This is a genomic window from Desulfopila sp. IMCC35008, from assembly GCF_010646885.2.
Classification (GTDB): Bacteria; Desulfobacterota; Desulfobulbia; order Desulfobulbales; family Desulfocapsaceae; genus Desulfopila.
The window spans coordinates 603,942-616,457 of the sequence record NZ_CP050700.1 but is presented as its reverse complement, the minus strand read 5'-3'; the positions used below and the strand labels follow the sequence as shown (position 1 = coordinate 616,457).

Genomic DNA, 12,516 nt, shown 5'->3' with positions numbered 1-12,516 from the left:
GTTCTGCGGACCCGCGCTGTTTGCGGGGTCCGTAGAAACGTTTTGTTATCGAAATTATTGTATTTTGTTTTCTGGAAAGCCGAAATTTAACAATTGTTTCTTAAGTTTTGAGGTAAAGAATGGTTTTACGAAATCTAAATCTTCCTCGTTTAGTTTTTCTAAAGCATGTTCTACAAAACAGGCATTACATTTAGCGACCATATCATCTCTACCAGAAACCAAAACCCAATCTACAAACTGTATTGCTCTTTTTACAAATTCTGAATTCCTTTCTTTTACATTTTTAAGATATGCTTCTTTCAGGGCAATAAATGCTGACCCTTGGGAAGCGTCTCCAAAATCATTTTGAAGCATCTTAAAGACTTCGGGAAACTCATTTCTATATTTGATTCTCCATTGAGCCATTTTCTTTTAATCGATAACAAGTTATTTTCCGGTTTCCTTATATCTCCGGATATTTGAAAATTACTGACAACGTAAAATCAATGAGTTATCCTATTTTCTGCTCTATATCATGACTACTATACAGGATATCGAGTTAACAGGATAACATGCATATTAAGACGGACGTTGGTCAGCGTACACTGTTAATGATCACAACTCTCCTTTCATTCATACTCTTACAGAGCATATTGCCAGAATTAGGAATTGAGATTTCATTTATTTACATATCTGTATTTAGGCCCTTACATGTGAATCTCAAACACCTATGTAGTCTCGCAAATGGACATTCTTCGGACTGGCTTCATCATTTTATGCACCTGAGTTCGGCGCAAACGTAATGTTAAACAGCGACCTTCGGCGTGGCCGAGAAAGCGTAGCGAACACTGTTAGGCGCCTGGCTATCTAATTCATTTATATTTCAGATACAGCGACAAAATTCCGACGACTAGAATAGATACTGGAGTTATCCATACCATGAACCTGTAGTTCAAAAAAGATCTTTGGGGTTTATTTTTGTCGTAAACAATTGGCACCTTATCTCCAACTCTACGGGATAAGAAACGATTGGCAAAACCGACTATGCACTTATGCCGACCACCTGATTCGTCATTAAAATGAACGTCAGAATAATAGACAGTCCTTTGTGTGCCCCTTGTGCTAGAAATTTTATGTTCCTGAACTCCTGAAATTTCGCCTAAGGTTTTTATTGAGTTTCTAATGAAAAATATTCTCCTAATAAATGTATAAATTCCAATAGTTAATAAAATCTCAGGAAGGCATAATAATGTGTAAATTAGTACTTTTTCCATACTTAGAACGTTTAGCTGACCTGCAGCAAAACTGCGAATAACGTAATTTGTATAACTGACGAATTTTATCCGAAAAATGAAACTTTTAGTTCTGCCGATGTTTTGCTGTTAGAGTTTTGCGCCTGGCTAGACAACCATTTGTTTTTTTGATAAATTAATCATCTGTCCCACTATTACGTAAGTAAATATTCAATTTAGTCAAAAATTCACGGTATTTTTCAGTATATTGTTCATTTATAGGGTTCATTTTCCTCCAAAACATTTTATTAGCTTCATTTGCTGCTTGAACAGCTAGATTGTAATTTGTTTTATCAGCATCTTGAAATGTCCAAGATATCTGCTCTGCAACAAATTTTTCTCTTATTGTATAAAAATTAGTTTTCAAGACCTTGTTTGCATCTAAGGTTATTTTCACAATTTGCTCAGAAAGAGAAAGCAATTTATCATCAGGTTCTAAATAGATGACTAATCGTTGATAGGCTAATAAAATATCTGTTACTGTTTTATAAAAATCTTTCTGATATTGGTAGAGTGATTCCCCTTTATCGAACGGAAAATCTCCAAAATTCACAGCTAAGAATTGATAATTAAATCTAGTGACCACATCATAATATTCAATTAGTACGCGCTGTTTAAGGTTTGTATAATTGATGTAGGCTTTTGTGGTAACTTCAGATTGAGATTTTATGTTTTCAACAAGTTCTGTAATGTGCTCAATATCTTCCTTCGTTGCCAGATTTTCTGCTTTTTTCTTAAAATAAGAAGGCAGATAACTCTTTAAAAAGAAACCAACAATTACACCTATAACTAGTATTATTATTTGAAAAGGATATTCCATGTATCGATTTTATGTGCCTCGTAACGTTGAGTTGATCAGCCAGCCTCAGCGAGTCCGAGCGGAATGAAATGGAGCGGACTTAAACGGCAGGGTAGATATTATTTTATTTTGGCCAGTATTTATACTTGTGCTCCCAATTTGTATCACTACTGTCATGGATATATTTTCTTAAATCTTCTCTTAGGGCAGATTGTGCCCCTACGCGATGAAGCAATTGTTGACTCCACATGTAAGTATCGGCAAGTTGAAGTAACCTGCTATTATGGGAATGTGCATAATGCACCGAATCAACAATATTTTCTATGTCTTGACCATAGGCGTAAGGGGTTCCATCTGTTTTGTATTTCGCTAAATTTTTAACAGCCCTATTTACTATTTTTTCTTTTTCAAAATCACCAATTAGCATTACCCGGCTACTTTTTGACTTGGCTAAACTATTTACTTTTTCAACAAAGTATTAATCCGTTCATTAATCAGTAGACATGTGTTATACTCCATCCATGAATATTGAAGATGGAAGGAAAATTAACCGAGAAGCCCTTGAAGCTATAAGAATAAGGGCTGTAAAGCGTGTAGAGGCAGGAGAGAGCCCTGAAGTAGTTATAAAGGCCCTTGGATTTACTAGAACCGTTATCTATGAATGGCTTGCGAAATATCGAGAAGGTGGTCTTGATGCTCTTCGCAGTAAGAAAGCCCCTGGAAAACAGCCAAAACTTAACGGAAAGCAGCTTCAAAAACTGTATCGAATTATTGTTGGGGTAGATCCTCGCCAACTCAAATTTGAATTTGCGCTTTGGACACGTGGCATGGTGCAGGAACTCATAAAACGAAGATTTCGAGTCAGCATGAGTGAGGTTTCTGTAGGTCGTTTGTTGAGAAAACTTGGGCTGAGCCCCCAACGGCCACAAAGAAAGTCGTATCAGCAGGATGAATACCTTGTTCTGAAATGGATGGCGGAAGACTTTAAGGAAATCAAGAAGCTTGCAAAGAAGGAGAAGGCTGAAATATTCTTTGGTGATGAGTCGACAGTCCGTTCTGATTACCATTCCGGTACGACTTGGGCCCCAAAGGGGAAAACGCCTGTGGTTAAAACCACAGGATCTAGGCATAAAGTTAATTTGATCTCTGCAATCAACCCTCGTGGTGCAATGAAGTTTATGGCCACGGAAGACAGTGTAAATTCTTCCGTTTTTATTGAATTCCTGAAGCGCCTTATTATCGGGGTGAAAAGGCCGGTTTTTCTGATTCTCGACAACAGCTCTGTTCATCGTTCGAATGAGGTTCGTAAATTTGTAGAGAGCACCAATGGGAAGTTGAAAATCTTCTTTCTGCCACCCTACGCACCAGAGTTGAATCCTGATGAGCACGTTTGGAATTATCTTAAGAACCATAAAATTGGTCGTCAAACCACCACCAATGCATGGGATCTGTATAAAAGAGTCATGAAGGTCATGCGCTCGCTCCAACGCAGACCAGAGACAGTAAAATCATTCTTTCAGCATCCGTGGACAAAGTATACGATTGTGTCTACTGATTAACGTTCGGATTAATACATCAACGCCATTTCCTCTTCATTAGTTCCTGAATATAGCTTTGAAACATCAAGACGAACTGTTACACGGTAAACTTTATCAGGTTTGTCATAGATTTTTACTAATTCTTTTATTATATCAAAACGTTTTGATGGGTTCGTTAATTTTTTAAAATTCTTCTTCCCACTTGCAATATCTGTTGCATGGAATTCTGTTTGTTTTGAAATACCAGAATTGGCACCGAAGCACTTAACAGCCAGAGCATTTATTTCTTTTTCAATGTCAGGGATTATTTCGTCGTCAATAACTAGCCCTCCTAACCAGTAATATGGTTGATCTGGTAGGCTAGGTTTTACTTCATCAAAGTAGGCAATTAGCATTTTTTATAAAATCCAACGCCGCGCTCTGCGGCAATTTTTGAGCGCAGCGGAAAAATTGTCAGACAGCAGCGGTTTGCTAGCTTTGGTTTTGCTGGACAATGAATTTTGCACGCTCATAAAGTTCATCAAATGTAATAATTTCAGGGTTACTGGTGTTTTTACGAAGCAACTCGAAGGACCTTAGTTTGTCTCTGTTCACGCCTTGCTCCGATAAAAATTCACCCATACTGCCTATGACCAAATAGGATTTAGGTTGGTAATTATATATTTCTTCACCAGTTGGGTTGCCTTCACTATCACTAGGGATGATTCTGCCAGATAGATTTTCTACAGCTGTCGCAACAGTACCTTGGACTTGTGCGATAGCACCAGCCAATTCTTTTGAAGGCGCCCAGCAGCCTGACCGATAAGGCTTTACCTCTAGCAAAGCAGTTAAGTGGGTCTTAATTTCAACAAAACATAGATTTGAAATAATGCCTTTTGTTTTCATAAGCGCATCAACACGCTTACCATGCGAATCTACGCTATGCCCTTGGACTACTTGTTCTAGCTTCCTATCATCGAGACTGGATAAAAATATGTAACCTAGTCCATAACCAAATACCCAAGGGTTCTTTTCAAAGTACTGTTGCCATAGAGCTTCATTAGAACATTTCTTTCTAGTCTTTAAATCGTCGAAGTAGCTTTGATCATGCAGAAGATTGCTATAAACACTTAACTGTTTCTTTCGAAATCCCACCGCAACCAGGTCTTCTGTAGTTTCCTCGGATTTTAGTGTCTCAGCAAACAACTCCTGGTTTTCAGTAAGGAAGGTTTTTGCTTGATGAGTGGTTAAAGCTATTTTTCGAAGCTCTTCATCAGTAATATTAACTTTGGCTCTATTCTTGAACTCGACAGATTGTATATTTGCTAGAAATTCACAGAACCGACCTATTTCTTCACCTACAAATGAAAATCCAGATCCATAAGGCTGTCCTGTTTCTGATACAATTTTTTGGACAGTTAAGACGAAAGTTTGCCTAGTATCTTCTAAGAACTTCGCTGTTATATATGTTTTTGCGTCTGGCTTCTTTCTTAGAACTACCTCGTCACGTTCCATTGCATATTCATAACCATCTTCAGAGGATAGAATTTTAGACGCGATACGAACCCTACGCTCCTTGGCACCAAAAGCTTTGAGCGATGGACTTATATAGGTTTTTCCCAGTAGGGGGTTCTGGTAATCGTCATTCATAGTTTCAATTTCTACTCCGAGAAGCTAACATGATGATCACCGGTTTATCCGGTGAATTATCTTGTTGTGGAGATCCGTAATCGTGGTCTATCCCGAATTTCCCCTTATGCGCGCCTGTAGAGATTCACTCTTATCTCGTCAGTGAATAAACTATTCTCACTCCATGACGAAATAATGTTTCTTGAATTAAGCCATCTGACTAAATCTTGATTCTCTGGAGTGTTTTTTAGTCTCGGCGTGTTGTACCCAGTTTTTATTTCAGAAAATGGTTTCGGTAGATTGGCCAAGACATGACGCACTTCATCATCCGTCAAACTCGAGTTATATTTATTAAAGAGTGATATTTGCGTCGCTATGGGCGTCGAATGCGTAATCAGGGATTGCGCTATAGTCCCATTGAGAGAGGATATAATTGCGTCGCTGTTTACAAGAATCGAGCCGATGAGTGCTGATCGTTCGGGAATGTCCACAAGCGCTTCTAGGTCCATCAATTCAACTATCCCGAGCTTGGATGCATAATTAATTTCAGATCGAAGAAGATCTTCCAAAAAATCGTCGTCCAGCCCAAAGCTATCAGGGTCCGCCAGATATCTTTTGATGTTAGCCACGACAAATAGTACCTGCAAATCCCTGTTGTCAGTGAGCGCGCCTAAATTCTCCGTAGTAAATGTGATTTTTTCCTCACTTATTAGGATTCGAAGCTTGTCTGACTCAAGCCCTACAGGAAAGTTTTTGAAAGTACTAGGAAAAGCATGTGCATATTCTTTATAGCTAACATCAGACAGCGAGCCTGCATTGATGAGGAACTGACGCAGCCTCAGTGAATCCGAGTCGCTTGGTATGGGATATTTCAAAATAGCCGCACGGACAACATCTCTATCAAGATAGCTAACTAGGCTCTCCTCCTCGAACCCTTCACCTTCAATAAAATAATGACAGTTCATCCAAGTAGGTTCGATTTTACCTAACTGGAACAGCATCGAGTGCAACCTCTCAGGCACATCCTCTAGGGTTGGAAGCAGGGTCGTCTGCCGTCCAAGAAACTCTCGAAGATCTTCTTGATCAAGCGTATCGTGGTGAACTACAGCAAGAATAGCGGGGATATCCTCTTTTGAATTCCCTTGAAGCTCTAAAAGGATGTCATGTAAGTAGCTGTTGAAATCGCGTTCGACGCGCTTAATCAAGGTTGTGTTGTTCGTCGAAAGTATGGTCGTGAAGTTCCTCTCACGTAGTGGCTCAAGATCGCTCTCTCCCAAAATTGCTTGGTAGACGTACTCCAGGTTCGGGATCGTGAGTTCGAAAAGCCCCTCCTCGAACATGGCGTGTACAATTTCAGAATGTTCTTTGATTGCAGCTAGGTCTTTGATCTCAAAGTTGAGACATGCAAGACGTCCTGGTTCTAGTTCGGGTGAATTCACCAGAATCTCTGGAAGGTTCGTCGAAATAAATTCCGATAACTCGTCAAAATCCCTTGCGAGCGTTTTAAGCGAGGTTTCCGGTAGGTTCGAGACCAGCTGGGTGATGTGGGAGAGATTGTTAGGGCTAGCAATGACAGTTGGGACTAGACCTTTCCAAGCTTTGGCTAGTCCCGAAAGAAGTCCTACAACATCGCGGCCACTGGTGTAATAGGCATCGAAAAAGTCCTCGCAACTCTCGAATTCGGACGAGAGAAACTCGAAAAGCTTCTGCGTTTGGTCGAGATAACGGCTCCGGTCATTCAGGAGACTATCAACAAGCTTAACATTCAAGACATAGCTTTGCAGGAAGTCTTCATCTCGCATCGCTGCGATGACCTCTTTCGGATTATCGATCGGAAAACCTGGCTGAGGCGTGACGAATGCCCGTATCTGAATCAGAAACTTGTTGTCATTGGGCGACAAACGACCTGAGTGAAAGAGTGAAGTGTATTGGTAGTAGGTATCGTCGAGATAGCCTTCCAGGATCAGAAAACGAGCAAGCTCTCCGTTTTGCCCGAAGTTTTCGAAATGATCCTGCACAAGGTCGGCGTTTAAACGTAACAGCTCATTGAGCTTAGTCGTACGCAACGTTGCAATCTTTGATCTAAGTTCACTTATTCTGCGCAATCTCTTACTCTTATTATCGGCCGCCTTGCTTTCGATCTCCTCTTTGCGTTGCTGGTAGGATTTCTGAGAATCCACCTCGTTTTGCAATTTAGAAACATCGACCTGATGTTGTTGATTATGGATGTTACGCAAGAATAGCCGTGGAGCCACAATCAGTTGATCAAACGCATCGTACGCGACCAGCTGAGGAAGCGCGATCCATGTTCGATTATCAAGACTGACACTGCGGGCATCCGCTGGAAACAACTCAATCAGAGCCATAGCGTAGATTTGCCGCAACTCTCTCAGGTTTGAAGGCGTCTGTCGCTCGGCGACTTCAAGCCACTTTTCGAGCTCCACGATCTCGGTCCTATAAGTGTCCTCACCAAGCACAATGAGCTCGTCTTGGCGGTTCAATATTTCGGCGAGGGTACCCGCGCCGCGGTGCAGGCGCTCAAAGTCCCTTGGATAAAAGTTTTTATAGATCAGGATCGCAAGGAGCTTGTTAGCGTCGAGCAGTTTCTCTCCATCAGTTTCCAAATTAGCCACATAAATGGCGTATTCATTAAAGATGTTCTGAATCAACCTCAAGTCATTCAGGTATCGTGAGACTTCTCTCAGAAACTGCCGATCAAGGCGTCCATCAAGCTCAAGTCTTCTTCCCTGCTCCAATACCATGTCGATCGAATTCGATGTGTTGATGATTGGTATGACGGGAATGATAAATTCGAAGAACTTGGTTCGATCGGTGTTGACAAACATGTCGTCGCGAAGGGCGTAGAGGAATCTGATGGTGCGTTTCACACCTGCGTTCTCATTCACGAGGCTATTAATTTCGCGCAGTGTGACGAAAATCTCGGTATTGTTAAATCGATCTAGATCCTCAATGATTACAAGATCGTAAGCGGTTGATTGGAAGAAGTAGACTATTTCGTCTAAGTGACGGTTCAATATGGACGCCTGATCATCATGTGCAGGCTTAATCTCAACGTCCTTTAACGAGATGCTCTTGAGTGACAGACCGAAACTCGCGACATAAAAGTGATGCAGAGTCACCCACAGGAATGTTACCGCTAGCACGACAATTCCGAGGTTGAGCCAATTGCTGAGCGAGAGCGGAACGAAAAAAGTGCCGCTGATGATGTCTTCTCGCTGATGAAACACGTACCACAAAGCGAGAATTCCAAGCATTATGTAAAGAGATTTAAAGATCGACCAAATACCAGGAGACTGAATTCTTTTGAACCGCGACAATGGAAGTTTATTTGCGTCAGCACCATAAAGCATCTGCTGCAGGATACTTCTCTCAATCTCTTGACGGCTCACTTCCGCGTCACCTTTATCCGCCTCGGGAACGAACGCAGCGAGAGAGATATGAAGCGCAGTCTGCCGATACTTCTTCAAAAAGGACTGGATGATGCTGCTCTTGCCCGACCCATAGGGGCCGGTTAGGGCAATATTGGAGACCTTCGCATTGTTCGTCGCAAACAGAATCGCTTCGGAATACACGTCATCCTTGTCGGCCTCATCAGTTGGCGCGAGATCCACGAACTTCGATTGCGTATCGGCGTAGCGGTCTTTACTTTCTAGCAAAGCCGCGATGTTGTTGAGGCTTCCGGCAAACCTGCGTACTAGGCTGGTGATGTTTTTTTTCATACGATGCGGAACTAAAGTAACCTTCAAAATACAATAATGAAAATGCACAAAAGGCTGACATGCATCATCTCTGCCTCCTCAAACGCCTCACCTCTTCACCCACATAATCACTACGAATATGTACATAGATTTTATTTGTAGTCTCGATAGAGCTATGCCCCGCAAACTGCTGCAATGCATGAGGTGACATCCCCTTTCTCGCAAGGTCTGTCAAACAGCTATGCCGTAACAAGTGAGGATTCACATCTCGATTTAATCCTGCATTTCTTCCGGCCCGGTAGAAAACTTTCCGAATCTGTACGAGTCTCTTTCCCGTTCTCTGATTTATTGAAAGATAACCAGACTGTCGCTTATCGAGTGTCTTCTTTAGCTCCTCTGCAAAACGATCAGTCGTCCAGGGTAGGATTCGTTCTTTATTGCCTTTGCCGAAAACAGAGAGAGTTTCGTGAAACTCGTCCACATCTTCAGCAGTAGCTTTCAACGCTTCTTCACGGCGAAGGCCCATATCGGCCATGAGGAGGAAGAGTAACTTATACTCTGGTTCGATGACCTCATACATTTTGGCCATCTGTCTGGCTGCCAAGACGATTGGTTTTTGCGTCCTTATCTGTTTGGTTGGAAAGCCTCTGATCTGGAAAAGAAGCTCGTTGGAGTAACCATTTTGAACTGCCCATTTCAGGCATGAAGAAAGGTAGCTGAGCTCTTTGTTGATGGTTCGCTTTTTTATGTATCTCGGTTCTTCTCCCCTTTCTACAGCTTTTTCATTGTATATATGCTCAAGTCTTACTGCCTTATAATCGTTTATAGATTTCTGCGTGATATTGGCTGGTTTGTAATAGCCGAAAATGGGGAGCCAATGCGCGAGGGAGTTTCTTGCATCGGCGTATGTGGAGGGTGCGACCTCGTTTTTGTAATATTCTAACCAGGGAGATATGAGATCTTTTATTAATGGAGAGGTTTCGTTCTTAACCTGGCCGGGAGATCTGCGGAGATCCTGCTCCATAGCTAGAGCTTCACCCTTCGTTCCTTTAAGGGGGAAACGTACCCTTTTACCCTTCCGACCGTCAGGGTAGTAATCGATAATCCACCAACCTTCGCCTTTTTTGGGGTGGGGACGAACGGACAAAACGTTTTCCTATCTTTTAGACCACCTTTTATCTCTACGATATAATCGAAACATCAAGCCCTGAATCCGCCCTAATCGATAAATATCTCTCCCTTACTCTTCTTTCTTCTTTTCCCACTTATCAAACTCCGGAAAGCGATTCCGAAATTCAATTTTGAACCAATTGTTAAAGCCCGGTTTTTCTTTTTCCTGGTCGTTAAGCCACTTTTGGATGTCGCCGAAGGTTTCCGGATCGATCTCGGAAGAGATTCCTTCGCCCTCTGTAGACTGAAACATTTCTCCTTCACCATATTTCAGCCAGTTAAAGGAACAGCCGAACTGTTCACAAATCTTGTTCACTGTTCCATCACGTGGCATGAGGTCTTCATTCCGCCACCTTGTTATTTGTGATTTGTTCACCTGTAATCTTTCTGCAACATCTTTTGGCGACATTTTACCGTGTAATTAAGGGCACTTCACAAAACCGGAACATCCGTGAGTTTATCGCCTCCCTGATTGAAAAGCCTGAAAACGAAATATGGCCCGACGCGGCCTGAAGATAGGAAGAAAAAAGAAATCCCGTCCTCTGAGCGTGATGCGGGCGTTATAGCTGGGGAGCTACAAAACGCATTACAACAGAGGTCGGACGTTTTTGCAAACAAATTAAAGGTATTACCACCACACAGTGGCAATTATCACCGTTTTTTCCTTACAAGGAGAAGTAGTGATACCACGTGAATCGAAACGCCCTAGCGACTACGAAGTGATGGACATGGTGCTCAAACGCGGTGATGCCGTTGAAGCAGCTCGGCGTTTATCCGTATCTCCGCAACTGGTTCGAAGCTGGTGTCGGTCCCCCGAAACCGAGGATGAATACGCCACCGGCAAGTTCGGCCCATTGGCCCGTCTGCGTACCATCCATCAGCATGATTGCTGAAGACGATGGTTCATCAGAGCGTGCCTATCCTATCGCCCAATACATCGCCAATCTCTGTGGTGGTGCCTTCGTTCCCCTGCCCCCAACCGGTAAGCAGCCCGATTCCGAACTAATGGAGGAATTCTCCAATGTCCTCAAGGAGACCGGTGAGGCCATAGAGGCTACCAGGAAGCAAGGTTGCACAGCTAGATGTAAACAAAAAAAAAGGCCTTTCGAAATGTAGTAGTCAACGTCGACGACTACTACATTTTGAAAAACCCTTTATTTATGGTGCCCCCGGCATGAATCGAACATGCGACACCAGGATTAGGAATCAGCACCCTCACAACATTAAAACTCTTAACATACTGTATTCACATATCATATTCAAGAATACATTATATTCTTTTTTGGCAAAACTCTCGTCATTCCATCTCGGTCTGACCTTTTTCACACACAGTTTCCCACACTCATTACACCTCTTAATAGTACGTTGTCGACCACCTAACGTCACTTTTGCCGACTATAGTCATCTACCTAATTTTTAATTAAACATTAAAGGTATCCTATGAGTAATAAAAGGAAAATACAAAGAAACATTAAGCAAAAAATACACGCCAAAAAAAACACAGTGTCCCCTGATATCGACCAACTATTCGAAAACGTTTTCTTTGGCTTCCAACAGAAAACCAACACTGTAACGTGTATGGTCCGTCAAGTTACCGAATCCGTCTTATACGAATTATTAGAAACCGGCAATAGCAGCTTCAACTTAAACGACTGGGTGTTAACAGAAGGTAGCTGCGACGAGATCACAGTACACGGCCCCTTTACAACAATGGAAGAAGCATTCAACTTCGGTAACCAAAACCTCGGTGTAGAACGCTTTCAATCAACACCTAACCACTTTTAAGTGAGGCCGCTCTCCAGAGAGAGCAAACGAACGCAACACCAAAAAACAAAGAATGACCTCAACCCAAGCAACATACTCGGGTACTAATCAATGTATAAAGGCTGTTTTTTATACATTGATTAGTACCCTCACCGAAGCGCAAATGAACTCTCGTAAGAGTACAGAAACAATTCGCAAGGTAGGAGCAAGGATTTTCCACTTGACACCATCCAGAGTATTCTGTAAAAGATTTTAACACACATAAGAATACTATGTATTCATGGAGAGTTTATGAAAGCAAAAGAAACTAGAAAAGTATCCTTTGATTGTCCAGTTGATGTTTTAGAACGACTTGACCAATTAGCCAAAACAGCTGATATGCCTCGTCAGCGCTTGATGGCCAACTTAATAGAAGTTGGAGTTGAAACACTTGAAGAGTGTGAGATGGTAGGTTTATTTCAGTTCTCTCTTTTGATTAGGAATTTAAAAGAGAACATGGGAGCCTGGTCTAAACGAATCAGGACCCTGAAATCAAAAACCAATGATGTGTTGAAAGTCAAAGAATAGAAAACGAAAAAGCCTCCCAACTGACCTGTATCTTGGCGGAAGCGGATCAGAAAGAAGGCTAGAACCCCATATCGTTAAAG

General features: G+C 42.0%; 12 protein-coding genes. 3 read left to right on the top strand and 9 right to left on the bottom strand.

Going from position 1 to position 12,516, the window contains the following annotated elements; translation table 11 throughout:
* Positions 1 to 54: 54 nt before the first annotated feature.
* The 4 genes from GA520_RS02785 to GA520_RS02775 form a co-directional block, all read right to left on the bottom strand.
* Entirely contained in the window at positions 55 to 405 is a 351-nt protein-coding gene (locus tag GA520_RS02785; RefSeq protein ID WP_163341170.1) for a hypothetical protein, read from the bottom strand.
* A gap of 446 nt (positions 406 to 851) precedes the next feature.
* Entirely contained in the window at positions 852 to 1,253 is a 402-nt protein-coding gene (locus GA520_RS27015; protein WP_163341167.1) for a DUF3592 domain-containing protein, read from the bottom strand.
* Between the two features lie 154 nt (positions 1,254 to 1,407).
* Positions 1,408 to 2,091: a hypothetical protein gene (locus GA520_RS02780; RefSeq protein ID WP_163341165.1), complete on the bottom strand. Its 684-nt coding sequence runs from the start codon at positions 2,089 to 2,091 to the stop codon at positions 1,408 to 1,410.
* A 103-nt stretch (positions 2,092 to 2,194) separates the two neighbouring features.
* Entirely contained in the window at positions 2,195 to 2,497 is a 303-nt protein-coding gene (locus tag GA520_RS02775; protein WP_240910285.1) for a DUF3800 domain-containing protein, read from the bottom strand.
* Positions 2,498 to 2,573: 76 nt separating this feature from the next.
* Here GA520_RS02775 and GA520_RS02770 point away from each other — a divergent pair, with 76 nt between their 5' ends.
* Positions 2,574 to 3,629, top strand: a complete 1,056-nt coding sequence (locus GA520_RS02770; RefSeq protein ID WP_304511286.1) for an IS630 family transposase — start codon at positions 2,574 to 2,576, stop codon at positions 3,627 to 3,629.
* Positions 3,630 to 3,637: 8 nt separating this feature from the next.
* Here the strand turns inward: GA520_RS02770 and GA520_RS02765 are convergent, their stop codons facing one another.
* The 5 genes from GA520_RS02765 to GA520_RS02745 all read right to left on the bottom strand — a co-directional run bounded on the left by GA520_RS02765 (position 3,638) and on the right by GA520_RS02745 (position 10,514).
* A complete protein-coding gene (locus tag GA520_RS02765) occupies positions 3,638 to 4,003 on the bottom strand; it encodes a DUF3800 domain-containing protein (protein WP_163340050.1) in 366 nt (121 codons plus the stop codon).
* A 76-nt stretch (positions 4,004 to 4,079) separates the two neighbouring features.
* Complete coding sequence (locus GA520_RS02760; protein ID WP_163340049.1) at positions 4,080 to 5,237, bottom strand: Shedu immune nuclease family protein; 1,158 nt, start codon at positions 5,235 to 5,237, stop codon at positions 4,080 to 4,082.
* Positions 5,238 to 5,341: 104 nt separating this feature from the next.
* The gene (locus GA520_RS02755) at positions 5,342 to 8,956 is read right to left on the bottom strand and encodes an ATP-binding protein (protein ID WP_163340048.1); all 3,615 of its coding nucleotides are present in this window, start codon (positions 8,954 to 8,956) and stop codon (positions 5,342 to 5,344) included.
* A 64-nt stretch (positions 8,957 to 9,020) separates the two neighbouring features.
* Entirely contained in the window at positions 9,021 to 10,082 is a 1,062-nt protein-coding gene (locus GA520_RS02750; protein WP_163340047.1) for a tyrosine-type recombinase/integrase, read from the bottom strand.
* 93 nt (positions 10,083 to 10,175) lie between these two features.
* Positions 10,176 to 10,514: a helix-turn-helix transcriptional regulator gene (locus GA520_RS02745; RefSeq protein ID WP_240910244.1), complete on the bottom strand. Its 339-nt coding sequence runs from the start codon at positions 10,512 to 10,514 to the stop codon at positions 10,176 to 10,178.
* A 344-nt stretch (positions 10,515 to 10,858) separates the two neighbouring features.
* Here GA520_RS02745 and GA520_RS02740 point away from each other — a divergent pair, with 344 nt between their 5' ends.
* Complete coding sequence (locus GA520_RS02740; protein ID WP_163340045.1) at positions 10,859 to 11,221, top strand: hypothetical protein; 363 nt, start codon at positions 10,859 to 10,861, stop codon at positions 11,219 to 11,221.
* 939 nt (positions 11,222 to 12,160) lie between these two features.
* A complete protein-coding gene (locus GA520_RS02735; protein ID WP_163340044.1) occupies positions 12,161 to 12,436 on the top strand; it encodes a hypothetical protein in 276 nt (91 codons plus the stop codon).
* Positions 12,437 to 12,516: the final 80 nt, after the last annotated feature.